The following is a 13858-nucleotide window of genomic DNA, read 5'->3' on the forward strand; positions in this document are numbered from 1 at the left end:
CTGAATCCCCAAGCCGACCCGCGCCCGCCGTTCAGACTGGCGCCGTTCAGGAGCGCTGGCTAAGGCTGCTCTCCACATGAGTGGGCGGGGATCAGGTGTTTCGGCCGCGCGGCGGCTGTGCGCGGCTGCGTGCGCCCTTGCATGGGCAAGCGCAGCGGCGGGACAGGCCGTCCAGCCGCTGCCGGATCCCGCCGAACTCGACCCCAATGCACCGCTTGCGCCGCTGCCCGACCTTGGCGTGGACTGGCCTGACCTCAACACGGCGGAGCCAGCGCCTGTCGTACCGGCTCCCACCGCACCGGCGCCGACCCGCTCGCACGCCCTTGCCGCTGACGCTTCCGGTGAGGTCCGCTATGCCGTGAGCATCCAGGGCATGACGGCCATCGGCAATTCCGAAGAATTGCTCGAAAGCTTCCGCCGCCAATCAACCCTCGAGGCCGAGCGGAGGGAAGCGGCCAACGCCGCGCAGATCGGCCGCCGCGCGAGCGCCGATGCGGAGCTGCTCACCGAATTGCTGCGCAGCCAGGGCTATTATGATGCCGAGGTCGTGGCACGGACCGAGCGCACCGGTGGCCTGGTCCAGGTGATCCTCGATGCGGAGCCGGGCACCCAGTACCGCTTCGCATCCGTCGAGCTGCCGGGCCTCGAGGCTGCGGGGGCGGAGACCGCAAGGCTTCGCGACACCTTCGGCATCAAAGCCGGCGACCCGGTGATCGCCGAAGACGTGATCGCCGGCGGCGTTCTGCTGACCCAGGCGCTGGGCGAAGAGGGCTTTGCCCAAGCGAAGCTCGGCGAGCAGGACATCGAGGTCAATCACCAGACCCATCTCGCGACCCTGTCGCTGCCCGTCGATCCGGGGCCGGTCGCGCGGTTCGGCACCATAAGGGTCAACGGCCGGCCGCCGTTCAGCGCACGCCACATCGGCACAATCGCCCGCTTTAAGCGCGGCGACCGGTTCCGCCGCTCCGACGTCGACGACCTTCGCCGCGCGCTCATAGCGACCACTTTGGTGTCTGCCGCCGACATCAAGCTGGTGCCCGTCGCAGGCGGCAATGTGGTCGACGTGGAGGTCGCGCTGGAGCCGGCGCCGAGCCACACCATCGCGGGAGAAGTCGGTTACGGCACTGGCCAAGGGGCGCGCCTCGAAGCGAGCTGGACCGACCGCAACTTCTTCAACCCCGAAGGCGCGCTCACCGTCCGGGCGATCGCCGGCACCAACGAGCAGCTCGGCGGCCTGCAGTTCCGCCGCGCGAATTTTCGCCGCCGCGACCAGGTGCTGAACCTAACCTTCTCGGCCTCGCACCGCCGCTTCGACGCTTATGAGGCGCGCACCGTGCTTCTCGCCGGCAATATCGAACGGCAGAGCAACTTCATCTGGCAGAAGAAGTGGACGTACAGCTATGGCGCGCAGTTCCTCGGCACTGACGAGCGCGGCGTGTTCAGCCCCTCCGGCACGAAGGACACCCGCAAGTTCGCCATCGCCGCATTGCCGCTCAGCCTCGGCTATGACGGCAGCGACAGCCTGCTCGACCCGACCCGCGGCTTCCGCCTGAGCGGCTGGCTAAGCCCTGAATTCTCCCTCGGCTCCGACCGGCTAGGCTATGGACGAATGCAGTTCGACGCCAGCGCGTACCGGCCAGTGTCGGAGCGTGTCGTCGTCGCCGGCCGCGTCCGCCTGGGCACGATCCTCGGCGCCAGCTCGTTCGATCTTGCGCCCTCCCGGCGCTTCTACTCGGGCGGCGGCGGTTCGGTGCGCGGCTACGGCTACCAGCAGCTTGGTCCCAAGGACATCGACGGCGACCCGATCGGCGGCCGCGGCCTCGCCGAGTTCGCGCTGGAAGCCCGCGTCCGCCTGCCGCAATTCGGCGGCAATTTCGGCATCGTGCCCTTTGTCGACGGCGGGTCGCTCAGCACCGATGCGACTCCCGGTCTCGACAACTGGCGCTTCGCGGCCGGCGTTGGCCTGCGCTACTATTCGACTTTCGGGCCGATCCGCCTCGACCTCGGCGTCCCGCTCAATCAGCAGAAGGGCGATGGCCCTGTCGCGGTCACGGTCTCGCTCGGCCAGGCCTTCTGATGACCGAAGTCGCCGTTGAGGAACGGCAGGACAGCGCAGTTCGCGAGAAAGTCGTTCTTCGCCGCGACTGGCCGACCCGCCTCCTCAACGAGCTGTTCGCTCTCTTTGTCGGCCTGCTTTTCGCGGTCGCCGCGATCATCGTGCTCCTCGACACCGCGCCCGGCCATCGCTTCGTCGCCGACCGCATCGCCGGCCTCGAGACCGCGTCGGGGTTGAAGTTTCACATCGGCCGCATCGACGGTTCGATCTTCGGCAAGGCGCACCTGCGCAACGTCCGCGTCGCCGACCAGCAGGGCGTGTTCCTGACCTCGCCCGACATTGTCCTCGACTGGACCCCGGCCGCCTGGCTCGGCAACAAGCTGTCGGTCGATGAGCTCACTGCCGAGCGCGTCACGCTCATCCGGTTGCCCAAGACGAAGCCGAGCACGAGCAAGGGCCCAATCCTACCTGGCTTCGACATCCATATCGGCGAGCTTCGCATCGATCGCCTCGAGATCCGGCCGCAGGTCAGCGGCAGGGCGCGAAGCGGGCGGCTTTGGGGCAAGGCCGACATCCGCTCCGGCCGCGCATTGGTCGAGCTCAACGCGCTGATCGACGGTGGCGGCGACCGCATCGCCTTCCGTCTCGATTCCGAGCCGGATCACAACAAGTTTGACGTTGCGGCGCGCGTCGTCGCGCCCGCGGATGGGCTTCTTCCGGCGCTCGTCGGCGTAAAGCGCGCCATCAACGTCGACGTGGATGGGGCGGGCAGTTGGTCGCGCTGGCGCGGGCAGGCGTCGCTCGACCTTTCCGGCCGCCCGACGGCTCGGCTCGCGATCGGCGTCGATCAGGGGCGCTACCGGCTTCAGGGCCGCCTCGCGCCGGCGCAGTTCCTGCGCGGAAAGCTTCAGCGCCTGACCAGCCCGGCCATCAATGTTCGCGGCGACGCGCGCTTCGTAAACCGGATCCTCGATGGCCAGCTCACGGCCGCCTCGCCGCAGCTCCGCGCGGTAGCGAGGGGCGCCGTCGACCTCGCCAACAACCGGTACCGGGGCGTGCGGCTCGGCGTCGACCTGCTCCGCCCGCCCGCGCTGTTCCCGAACATGACGGGCAGGAACGTGCGTATGCTTTGGACGCTGGACGGCGCCTTCGGCAGCGCGGAATACTCGTACCGCCTGACATCCGAATATGTGAGGTTCGACGACACCGGTTTCACTGGCTTGCGCGCGGAGGGGCGGGGCCGTCTCAGCGCCTGGCCGATGCGCGTTCCGCTGCGGCTCTCGGCGAAGGCGATCACCGGCGTGGGCGATGTCGCCGGCGCGATGCTCGCGAACCCCAGGATCGAAGGCTGGCTCGACATCACGCCGAAGCTCGTGCGCGGCTCGAACCTCCGCCTCACCAGCGCCAAGTGGACGGGCAAGCTCTCGGTCTTGCTGGATCTCGCCACCGGGCGCTTCGAAGTCCTGCTTTCGGGCGCCATGCAGCGCTACCTCATTCCCGGTCTCGGCGTGGTCGATGTGATGACCGACCTGCGCGTGGAGCCTGGCCCGGGGGGCAAGGGCAGCCATGTGGTCGGCACGGCCAAGGCATGGGTCCGCCGCCTCGACAACAGCTTCTTTCGGGAGCTGACCGGCGGCCTGCCTTCGCTCACCACGAACCTTGAGCGCGGCAATGACGGCAGCGTGCGCTTCACCAACCTGCAGCTCTATTCGCCCAAGCTCAGGCTTTCGGGCTCCGGCCAACGGCTGCGCGACGGCAGCTTCCACATCGTGGCGAGCGGCCGGCAGGCTCGATACGGTCCGCTGCGGCTGACGCTCGATGGGGACATTGAGCGGCCCCGGCTCGACATCTTCCTTGATCGGCCGAACGAGTCGCTCGGCATCCGAGGCATGCGGCTGCTCCTGAACCCGGTCCCTGCCGGCTTCGATTATCGCGCCAGCGGCGGGTCCAAGCTCGGCCCGTTCACCAGCAGTGGGCAGATCCTGCTCGCACCGAACAGGCCCACCGTAATTGCGGTGGACAGCCTCGAGGCCGGCGGTGCCCGGGCAAGCGGCCGCCTTCGTTCCGACCCGGGGGGCTTCACCGGGCGCCTGACCCTGGCCGGCGCGCTCGCAGGGACGCTCGACTTCTCGCCGATTTCGGGCGCTCAGCGGATCGACGCGCACCTGACAGCGAACAATGCCCGCTTCCCTGACGCCTTCGCGGTGCGCAGCGGCCGCATCGACGGTGCCATTCTCCTCGCCGAAGGGCGCACGACACTAGACGGCGTCGCCGATGTCCGCGGCGTGGAGGTAAGCGGCCTCACGCTCGCCCGGCTCACGGCCAATGCCAGGCTGGTCAACGGCGCAGGCCAGGTCCGCGCCGCCTTCGCGGGCCGACGCGGCGCTGCTTTTGCTTTTTCGACGCTCGCCGAAGTCTCGCCCGACACGATCCGGCTGACCGGTAGCGGGCGCATCGAGCGGCAGCCGCTGGTGCTGAGACAGGCGGCGGTCCTGACCCGAGCCGGCGATGGTTGGGCGCTCGCGCCGACCAGCCTGGCGTTCGGCGGCGGCAGCGCGACCGTCTCTGGCCGCAGCGGCTCGGCGCCCGAGGTCCACGCCCAGGTGGCCAGCATGCCGCTCGAAGTGCTCGACCTGTTCTGGCCTGGGCTCGACCTCACCGGCTCCGCCAGCGGCCGTGTTGATTATGCATGGAAGTCGAACCGCAGCGGCCGTCTCGACCTGAAGGTCCGGGGCCTGAGCCGCGCGGGGCTGGTGGTCGCGTCCAAGCCGATCGATGTCGCCGTCGCTGCATTGGTCACCGGCAACCAGGCCGGCCTGCGCGCCGTCGCAGCGAGCGACGGGAAGATCGTTGGCCGGGCTCAGGCCCGCTTCGCGCCGCTCGGCGGCGGCGCTCTGGTTGCCGAGCTGATGAACGCACCCCTGTTCGCCCAGCTTCGCTATTCCGGCCCGGCGGACACCTTGTGGCGGCTGACGGGCAGCGAAGTGATCGACATGTCCGGCCCGCTCGCGGTCGCTGCCGATGTCGGCGGTCGAATGGCCGATCCGGTGATCCGGGGTTCGCTGCGGACGCAAAATGCTCGCCTCGAGAGCCAGGTCACCGGAATGGTGGTCGACCAGCTGGCGGCGAGCGCGCGCTTCTCCGGGCCGCAGCTGATCTTCAGCCAGATTGCCGGCCGCACCAGCGGCGGCGGCTCGGTCAGCGGCAGCGGAAGCGTGACCTTCGCACAAGGGCAGGCGCTGATGAACCTCGCCTTCCGCGCGGAGGACGCCTTGCTGCTGAACCGCGACGATGTCGCTGCGCGGGTGACCGGCCCGCTGCGGCTTCGCTCCGACGCGAACGGCGGAATCATCTCCGGCGATTTCCGGCTCAACAAGGGCCGCTTCCAGCTTGGTCGGGCGAGCGCTGCCGCCGCCGTGCCGCGGCTCAACGTCCGCGAAACCGGGCTCGATGAAGATGAGGTGATCGAAAGGGCGGCCGTCCACCGCTGGCGGCTCGATCTAGACGTCGCCGGCAGCAACCTCGCCGTTACCGGCCTCGGCATCGACAGTCGGTGGACCACGGACCTCAAGATCGGCGGATTCGCGGACGCGCCACGCTTCACCGGCCGCGCCGACCTCGTCCAAGGCAATTACGATTTCGCCGGCCGCATCTTTCGCCTCGATCGGGGCGTCATCCGCTTCCAGGGCGAAAGCCCGCCCAATCCGCTGCTCGACATCCACGCGGAGGCTGCGGTCCAGGGGCTCGATGCCAATGTCATCGTGCAAGGCACAGGGCTTAAGCCGGAAATCACCTTCACCAGTTCGCCGGCTCTTCCGCAGGACGAGCTTTTGTCGCGCCTGCTGTTCGGCACGTCGATTACCAACCTCTCGGCACCCGAAGCGCTTCAGCTCGCGTCGGCGGTGGCGGCGCTGCAGTCGGGCTCCGGCAGCCTTGATCCGATCAACGCCTTGCGGCGCGCAGTCGGGCTCGACCGCCTCCGCATTGTCTCCGCAGACGTCGCGACTGGACAGAAGACGTCGATTGCCGCCGGCAAGTACATCACCCGCAGGCTGTTCGTCGAAGTCGTCACGGACGGGCAGGGCTATTCGGCGACCCAGGCGGAATATCAGATCACGCGGTGGATCTCGTTGCTCGCGACCCTCTCCACGATCGGTCGGTCCAGCACCAGCGTCCGCTTCAGCAAGGATTATTAGGCGCGCGTTGCCGACTGTCGGGGGTGCATTGCCTGCCAGCGCTAACCTTGGCTAGGCTGCGGCTGAGCAGGGGAGGGCGCGATGAGAAACTGGAACTTCCGCAAACGGGTGATCTCGCGCGAGGAGATGCCCGAGGAGCATCGGCTCAAGCAGTCTTTGTCCTGGCCTCACCTGGTCGCGCTCGGCGTCGGCGCGATCGTCGGCACCGGCATTTTGACGCTAATCGGCGTGGGCGCGGGGAAGGCGGGCCCGGCCGTCATCCTTTCGTTCGCGATCGCGGGAATCATCTGCGCCTGTGCGGCGCTCGCTTATGCCGAGGTCGCGACGATGATCCCGGCGTCCGGCGCCGCCTACACTTACTCCTACGTCGTGTTCGGTGAGCTTCTCGCCTGGATGGTCGGCGTGGCCCTGATCCTCGAATATACGCTTGTGGTCAGCGCAGTTGCCGTCGGCTGGTCAGGCTATGCTTCCGGGTTCCTGGAATCCGTCGGTCTCGGTTTGCCGGCAGCGCTGATCAACGGCCCCGAATTGGGCGGCGTCCTCAACGTACCCGCCATCTTCATCATTTTCGTCGTCGCTCTGGCGCTGATCGCCGGCACCCGGGAAAGCGCGACGGTCAACGCGGTCCTCGTGCTGGTCAAAATCGCGGCGCTCGCGCTGTTCATCGCCGTGACCCTGCCGGTGTTCGACCCGGCGCACTTCCACCCGTTCATGCCCAACGGCTTTCCGCGCAACGGACCTCCGGGTCACGAGGTCGGGGTGATGGCGGCCGCAGCGATCATCTTCTTCGCCTTCTACGGATTCGATGCGATCGCCACCGCCGCGGAGGAAGCCAAGAACCCGAGCCGCGATCTTGCCATCGGAATCGTCGGATCGATGTTGGTATGCGTGCTCATCTACATGGCGGTCGCTGCCGCTGCGATCGGTGCTGTCGTTTACACCGGCTTCGCGGACAGCGCCGAGCCGCTCGCTCTGATCCTGAGAGAGATCGGCCAGGACTGGGCGGCGCGGATCCTCGGGGCGTCCGCCGTGATCGCGCTGCCGACGGTGATCCTCGCCTTCTTCTACGGGCAGAGCCGCATCTTCTTCACCGTCGCGCGCGACGGCCTGCTGCCCCCCAGCCTTGCCCGTGTGTCCAGCCGCGGATCGCCGGTGCGGATCACCATCTTCACCGCGATCGTCTGCTCAGTATTCGCGGGGCTGATCCCGCTGACCGCTATCGCCGCGCTCGCGAACGCCGGCACGCTTGCTGCGTTCGTCGCCGTTTGCGCCGCAATGCTCGTCCTGCGGCGCCGCGAGCCCAACGCCGAGCGCCGCTTCCGCGCTCCGTTGGCGCCGCTGGTCGGCACGGTCGGCATTCTGGGCTGCCTTTACCTGTTCATCAGCCTGCCGAACCGAACGCAGATCTTCTTCCTCGCCGCACAAGCGATCGGTCTCGTCCTATACTTCGTCTACGGCAGCAGGGCCGCGGAACGGGCGCGGAGCGCTAGCGCTTCAGGAAGCCCTCAAGCTCCTGCTTGAGCTCAGGCACCGATAGCCGCTGCCACCGCGGGTCCCAGGGTGAATCGAGTGCGTCGACCCTATTGAGGTAGGCCGGGCGAACCCATTCGCTCGGCGCCACCGCGGGCGACGAGCGGCCCAGCAGGGCCATGTCGAATTCGGAGTGGAACCGCAGGCCGACCTGATCGCCGACCGCCCAGGTGACAGTGCCTGACACCGAAACCGCGGGGCCAAGCTCCAGCAGGGGTTCGGCGCCGACCCTTACCGGCTCGCGGCACTCGAGCATCGCGCCCGTCGCGGAGATGTTGCGGACGCGAACGGTCGACGTCTGGTAATCGTGATAGAGCGTGCCGGACCAGATCAGAGGATGTCGCGGCGCGCGCCGCTGCTCATCGCCGGGCTCCTGCCTTGCGGCCCCGGCGGGTTGGTCGGTCGCTGCGACGAAATCCATATCGGGAAAGGAGCGGCTGATCGCGTCGCGGAGCACGGCGGCGCGCTGGTCGTCCGAACAGTCGAGCTGAGTCTCGTGGGCGAATTCCAGGCCGATGCGGTCGCCGCGAATCCAGCGGACGGCACATTCGATGGTGCCGTGCTCGCCGAGGTGGAGGTCGACGCGGTCCCACAACTTGGCGGCGATTTGACCGCTGATCATCGCTCCGCCACCGGAGAGGTTCACGAGCGTGACCTGGTGGCGGGTGCCCTCGTGGCTGAGTTCCACCGTCTCTGCGGTAAGTCGGTGACGATCGGTGCCGCGGCTATTGGCGCGCCGGCTTTCTTCCCGCGGCACGGCGACGCTTTGCAAGTCGTCGCTCTTCGTGCCCTTTGGCATCTTGGCCTTCAGGATCGGCTGCTCCGCGCGGCTCTGCCCGCCAAAGATCTTCGCTCTGATATTCATCCGCTCGTTCCGTAGACCTTGCCCCGGTACAGCTTAGGCGCCGGGTGGTTACGGAATCGTGCATTGGTTCGGATGAGGATGCCGGTGATGCCGATGGAGGGATGGGAAGGTGGGAGGGTCCCTCCACCGGCGTCCCGAAAGGATCCAAGTTACCGCAAAATTAAGAAGAATAATACATGTCGAATTCGACCGGGCTCGGTGTCGTTTCCCAGCGCATCACTTCGTCCCACTTCAGCTCGATATAGCTGTCGATCTGGTCGTCGCTGAAGACGTCTCCGCGGGTCAGGAAGGCGCGGTCGGCGGCAAGGCTGACGAGCGCTTCGCGAAGCGAGCCGCACACGGTGGGCACGTTCACCAGCTCCTGCGGCGGCAGGTCGTAGAGGTTCTTGTCCATCGGATCGCCGGGGTGGATGCGGTTCTGGATGCCGTCGAGCCCCGCCATCATGATCGCCGCATAAGCGAGATATGGGTTGGCCATCGCATCGGGGAAGCGGAACTCGACCCGCTTCGACTTCTCGCCCGTGCCGTAGGGGATGCGGCAGGACGCCGACCGGTTGCGGCTTGAATAGGCGAGCAGGACCGGCGCCTCGAAGCCCGGCACCAGCCGCTTGTAGCTGTTGGTCGTCGGATTCGTGAAGGCGTTCAGCGCGCGGGCGTGCTTGATGACGCCGCCGATGAAATTGAGCGCCATCTCGCTAAGGCCGGCATAGCCGTTCCCGGCGAACAGCGGCTTGCCGTCCTTCCAGATCGAAAAGTGGGTGTGCATGCCGCTGCCATTATCCTTAGCGATCGGCTTGGGCATGAAGGTCGCCGTCTTGCCGTAGGCATGGGCCACCATGTGCACGACATATTTGTAGATCTGCATGCGGTCGGCGGTCTCGACGAGGCCACCGTAGGTAAGGCCGAGCTCATGCTGCGACGCGGCGACTTCATGGTGATGCTTGTCGCACGGCAGGCCCATGTCGAGCATGGTCGAGACCATCTCGGCGCGGATGTCCTGGGCGCTGTCGACCGGCGCGACCGGGAAGTAGCCGCCCTTCGCGCGCGGCCGGTGCGCCTGGTTGCCGCCTTCATATTCGCGGCCGGTGTTGGTCGGCAGCTCGATATCGTCGATCCGGTAATAGCTGACGTTGTAGCCGTCCTCGAAGCGCACGTCGTCGAACATGAAGAATTCGGCTTCAGGCCCGACGAACACGGTGTCGCCGATGCCGGTCTGCTTCAGATAGGCTTCGGCGCGCGTGGCCGTCGAACGCGGGTCCCGGCCGTAAAGCTCGCCGGTCGAAGGCTCCACGACGTTGCAGAACAACACCATCATCGGCGTCGCGCTGAACGGGTCGACATAGGCCGCGTCGAGATCCGGCTTCAGGATCATGTCGCTCTCGTTGATCGCCTTCCAGCCGGCGATGGACGAGCCGTCGAACATGAAACCGTCGGTCAGCTGGTCCTCATCGATGACGCCGGAGGCCATGGTCAGGTGCTGCCACTTCCCCTTGGGATCGGTGAACCGGAGGTCGACCCACTCGATTTCCTCGTCCTTGATGCGCGAAAGGATCGTGCCTGCGTCGTTGGCCATGATGTTTCCCGATGCTCCTGCCTGCCGTTGCGCCCGATCGCATGCCGCCGTCACCCGGCGGGCGGCCGGGTTCGAGCGAGGTGATTCGAGCTTGTGAGTCCAGATTCCCCAGCAGCGCGCCGGAGTCAGGGGTGCGGCGAATATTTCACGGGCGACGTCGCAATCACTTCGCCGATTGCCTCCTTCTCGCGGCCATGCGAGTTGGCGCCGCCATGATGACCATAGCGATCACCGTTTCGGTGGTGACAGCAATCCTGTTGATTCACTGGGCCTATGTGGACTTCCGCTTCCGCTATCGCGAAGGAATCATGTGGTTCTGGATGTTGAACCCGGCGCCGCCCCTGATGTGGATTGGCCGTGCGCTGCTGGTCGCTGCGCTGATCTTCGCTTTGTGCATGTATTGGATTGGGGCGAGCAAGCTGTTCATCATCATCCTTGGCGCATTGTTGCTTCTTCATCTCATCAGCCTGATCTTGCTTGAGGTTCTTGAACCGCGGTGAGCCGGTCGGCGAAGCGCCACCAGAGCCGTTCTTCAGCCCCTTCACAGACCGAAAAGGCCTCGCTATCAGACCCGCCAATCGCACCGCTTCAGCAAGCGGTGAGAGCGCGCTCACCTGCCTCCCGGCATGTGCAGTACCATCGCGTCAAAAAGGGGAATGATGGCCACCAGGGCAGGGTCCGCTGAGGTTCCGGAAACCGCAGGCGAGATGAATGAGGAAAACGGGGTTCGCCGGCGCGACTTTCTCAATGTCGCCGCTGTGAGCTTCGCTGGCGTGGGCGGCGTCGTCGCCCTTGCGCCGTTGCTTATCCAGATGGCGCCGTCGGCGGACGTCCTGGCGCTGTCGACGACTGAAGTCGACATCGCCAAGGTCCAGCCGGGGCAAGGCATCAAGGTTAGCTGGCGCAAGCAGCCGGTGTTCATCCGCAACCTGACGCCCAAGGAGATCGCCGAGGCGAATGCCGTGCCGATGTCGCACCTTCGCGATCCGCAGACGCTCGCACAGCGCACCAAGCCCGGCAAGGCAAACTGGCTGATCACGCTCGGCGTCTGCACGCACCTCGGCTGCGTGCCGCTCGGCATCGGCGAGGGTGAGAACCGCGGACCGTTCGGCGGCTATTTCTGCCCGTGCCACGGGTCAGCCTACGACACTGCAGCGCGCATCCGGTCCGGCCCCGCGCCGATCAACCTGGTGGTGCCGGAATATTCGTTCACGGGGCCGACGACCGTCGTCATCGGCGCGGAGGGGTAAAGCGAAGCCATGAGTTTTTCCTGGGCGAAGGCCTACGAACCCAAGCACCCGCTCATGCGCTGGTTCGACGACCGGCTGCCGCTTCCGCGCCTGGTCTACGGGGCGATCGGCGGCGGCTATCCGGTGCCGCGCAACCTCAACTACTTCTGGAATTTCGGCGTCCTCGCCGGGATCTTCCTGATGATCCAGATCATCACCGGGATCGTCCTGGCGATGCATTATACGGCGTCGGTCGAAGGCGCGTTCAATTCGGTCGAGCACATCATGCGCGACGTGAACGCGGGTTGGCTGCTCCGCTATGTTCACATGAACGGGGCGAGCTTCTTCTTCATCGTCACCTACGTCCACATCTTCCGCGGCCTCTACTACGGTTCGTACAAAGCGCCGCGTGAGCTGGTTTGGATGCTCGGCCTCGTCATCTACCTGCTGATGATGGCGACCGCCTTCATGGGCTACGTGCTTCCCTGGGGCCAGATGAGCTACTGGGGCGCGCAGGTCATCACCGGCTTCTTCTCGGCCTTCCCGATCGTCGGCGAGCCGCTGCGGGTCTTCCTGCTCGGCGGCTATGCGCCGGACCAGGCTGCGCTCAGCCGGTTCTTCGCGCTTCACTATCTGCTTCCGTTCGTGATCGCCGCCGTGGTGATCCTGCACATCTGGGCGCTTCACATCCCCGGTTCGAGCAACCCGACCGGCGTCGATGTGAAGGACGAGCGCGACACTTTGCCGTTCCATCCTTACTATACGGCGAAGGACGGCTGGTTCGCCGGCGCGGTGCTGCTGGTATTCGCGTTGGTCACCTTCTTCACGCCGAACCTTCTCGGCCACCCCGACAATTACATTCCGGCAAACCCGCTGGCGACACCGGCGCACATCGTGCCGGAATGGTATTTCTGGCCGTTCTACGCGATCCTTCGCGCCTTCACGGTGGACTTCATCCTGCCCGCGAAGCTGTGGGGCGTGCTCGCCATGTTCTCGGCGATCCTGCTGCTCTTCTTCCTGCCGTGGCTGGACAAGTCGCCGGTGCGCTCGGGTTCCTACAGGCCGGTGTTCAAGCGCTTCTTCTGGATCCTCGTCGCCGACATCCTCCTTCTTGGCGTCTGCGGCGTGATGCCGGTCGAGCAGCCGTGGATCGCGCTCAGCCAAATCGCGACCATGTATTATTTCCTTCACTTCCTGGTGATCCTGCCGCTGGTGTCGGCCTTTGAAACGCCGCTTCCGCTGCCGAGCTCGATCAGTGAATCGGTGCTCCACGGCGAAGAGGCCGAAGCGGCGCCCGCCGGATCGAAGAAGCGCCCCGCGGCCGGCGCAACGACTGCAGCCGAGTAAGAGAGGGCGACTAGAACATGCGTTTCATCCTCGGCTTCATCGGCGTCGTCTTCGCCGGGATCCTCGCCATCTCGCTGATCAGCAGCGGGCTCGATTACTTCAACAATCCGCCCGAAGAGACGGCTCAGCACAAGCTGCACAAGCATCCGAAGGACCTGCACCTCGCCAGCGACGGCGCGTTCGGCAAGTTCGACAATGCCCAGCTGCAGCGCGGCTTCCAGGTGTACACGGAGGTCTGCGCGGCCTGCCACGCGCTCGAGCGCGTTTCCTTCCGGGACCTCCATGCGCTTGGCTATAGCGAGGCGGAGATCAAGAAGATCGCGTCCGACTGGAAGACGCAGGTGCCGTCGATCAATCCTGACACGGGTGAAGTTGCGGGCCGCAAGGCGCTGCCGTCCGACCGCTTCCCGTCGCCGTTCGCCAACGAAACTGCGGCGCGTGCGGCGAACAACAACGCCTATCCGCCGGACCTGTCGCTGATCACCAAATCGCGTGAGGGTGGGGCTGCCTACATCTATTCGCTGCTGACCGGATATCAGAACCAGTCGCCGGCGCTGGTGAAGGAATTCCCGGACGCGAAGACGCCTGCGGGGCTGCACTACAACCCCTATTTCGCCAACCTCAACATCGCCATGCCGCCGCCGCTCACCAGCAACGGGCAGGTCACTTATGCCGACGGTACGCCGGCCACGGTCGACCAGATGGCGAAGGACGTCTCGGCGTTCCTCGTTTGGGCCGGTGAGCCGAAGCTGGACTCGCGCCGCGCCTCGGGACTTGCCGTTACGATCTTCCTGCTGATCGCGTCGATCCTCGGCTATCTGGCTTATCGCCAGACCTGGCATCAGGTGAAGCGGGGCGTCCGGGTCACTGGGGCACTCGATCCGGAGAACCAGGCGAAGAGCCGCCACGCGAAAGCCGATGCTGGCATCGCGGGCTGAGCCGCCCGTCGAAATTGATTAGCTTGCCGCCGGCGTGCCCAATAGCACGTCGGCGGTTTTCTTATGGCATTGCCGTTTTGTGGGGGAGACGCATCGTGCGCACATTCAATTCGCTGTTACTGAC

The 13858-nt window shown here is 66.1% G+C and carries 9 protein-coding genes; 7 read left to right on the forward strand and 2 right to left on the reverse strand.

Features of this window, described 5'->3' with window-relative positions:
* The first annotated feature begins 76 nt into the window (after positions 1 to 76).
* From VIL42_09995 to VIL42_10005, 3 genes are all read left to right on the forward strand, one after another.
* Positions 77 to 2077, forward strand: a complete 2001-nt coding sequence (locus VIL42_09995) for a BamA/TamA family outer membrane protein (GenBank protein HEY8593177.1) — start codon at positions 77 to 79, stop codon at positions 2075 to 2077.
* Positions 2077 to 6252, forward strand: a complete 4176-nt coding sequence (locus VIL42_10000) for a translocation/assembly module TamB domain-containing protein (GenBank protein HEY8593178.1) — start codon at positions 2077 to 2079, stop codon at positions 6250 to 6252. Before VIL42_09995 ends, VIL42_10000 begins: the two co-directional genes overlap by 1 nt.
* Before the next feature lie 126 nt (positions 6253 to 6378).
* Positions 6379 to 7773, forward strand: coding sequence for an amino acid permease (locus VIL42_10005; GenBank protein HEY8593179.1), 1395 nt, complete (start codon positions 6379 to 6381; stop codon positions 7771 to 7773).
* On the opposite strand, the gene VIL42_10010 is transcribed toward VIL42_10005, so the two are convergent.
* Both VIL42_10010 and glnA read right to left on the reverse strand, forming a co-directional pair.
* A complete protein-coding gene (locus VIL42_10010) occupies positions 7739 to 8647 on the reverse strand; it encodes a PilZ domain-containing protein (protein HEY8593180.1) in 909 nt (302 codons plus the stop codon). The two genes, VIL42_10005 and VIL42_10010, sit on opposite strands and share 35 nt — an antisense overlap.
* A gap of 160 nt (positions 8648 to 8807) precedes the next feature.
* The gene (glnA, locus tag VIL42_10015) at positions 8808 to 10220 is read right to left on the reverse strand and encodes a type I glutamate--ammonia ligase (protein HEY8593181.1); all 1413 of its coding nucleotides are present in this window, start codon (positions 10218 to 10220) and stop codon (positions 8808 to 8810) included.
* An 11-nt stretch (positions 10221 to 10231) separates the two neighbouring features.
* On the opposite strand from glnA, the gene VIL42_10020 reads away from it, so the two are divergent.
* The 4 genes from VIL42_10020 (at position 10232) to VIL42_10035 (ending at position 13734) form a co-directional block, all read left to right on the forward strand.
* Positions 10232 to 10720 (forward strand): hypothetical protein, encoded by a 489-nt coding sequence (locus VIL42_10020; protein ID HEY8593182.1) that lies wholly within the window; start codon positions 10232 to 10234, stop codon positions 10718 to 10720.
* A 207-nt stretch (positions 10721 to 10927) separates the two neighbouring features.
* Positions 10928 to 11470, forward strand: a complete 543-nt coding sequence (petA, locus tag VIL42_10025; GenBank protein ID HEY8593183.1) for a ubiquinol-cytochrome c reductase iron-sulfur subunit — start codon at positions 10928 to 10930, stop codon at positions 11468 to 11470.
* 9 nt (positions 11471 to 11479) lie between these two features.
* Positions 11480 to 12796: a cytochrome b/b6 gene (locus VIL42_10030; protein HEY8593184.1), complete on the forward strand. Its 1317-nt coding sequence runs from the start codon at positions 11480 to 11482 to the stop codon at positions 12794 to 12796.
* A gap of 17 nt (positions 12797 to 12813) precedes the next feature.
* On the forward strand, positions 12814 to 13734 hold the full coding sequence (locus tag VIL42_10035) for a cytochrome c1 (protein ID HEY8593185.1): 921 nt from the start codon (positions 12814 to 12816) through the stop codon (positions 13732 to 13734).
* The last annotated feature ends 124 nt before the right edge of the window (positions 13735 to 13858 follow it).

Origin of the sequence: Sphingomicrobium sp., from assembly GCA_036563485.1 — a bacterium.
Lineage (GTDB): Bacteria > Pseudomonadota > Alphaproteobacteria > Sphingomonadales > Sphingomonadaceae > Sphingomicrobium.

Coding starts and splice junctions, on each gene's coding strand:
- VIL42_09995 (HEY8593177.1), top strand. CDS start 77: ATGAGTGGGCGGGGATCAGGTGTTTCGGCCGCGCGGCGGCTGTGCGCG.
- VIL42_10000 (HEY8593178.1), top strand. CDS start 2,077: ATGACCGAAGTCGCCGTTGAGGAACGGCAGGACAGCGCAGTTCGCGAG.
- VIL42_10005 (HEY8593179.1), top strand. CDS start 6,379: ATGCCCGAGGAGCATCGGCTCAAGCAGTCTTTGTCCTGGCCTCACCTG.
- VIL42_10010 (HEY8593180.1), bottom strand. CDS start 8,647: ATGAATATCAGAGCGAAGATCTTTGGCGGGCAGAGCCGCGCGGAGCAG.
- glnA (HEY8593181.1), bottom strand. CDS start 10,220: ATGGCCAACGACGCAGGCACGATCCTTTCGCGCATCAAGGACGAGGAA.
- VIL42_10020 (HEY8593182.1), top strand. CDS start 10,232: ATGCTCCTGCCTGCCGTTGCGCCCGATCGCATGCCGCCGTCACCCGGC.
- petA (HEY8593183.1), top strand. CDS start 10,928: ATGAATGAGGAAAACGGGGTTCGCCGGCGCGACTTTCTCAATGTCGCC.
- VIL42_10030 (HEY8593184.1), top strand. CDS start 11,480: ATGAGTTTTTCCTGGGCGAAGGCCTACGAACCCAAGCACCCGCTCATG.
- VIL42_10035 (HEY8593185.1), top strand. CDS start 12,814: ATGCGTTTCATCCTCGGCTTCATCGGCGTCGTCTTCGCCGGGATCCTC.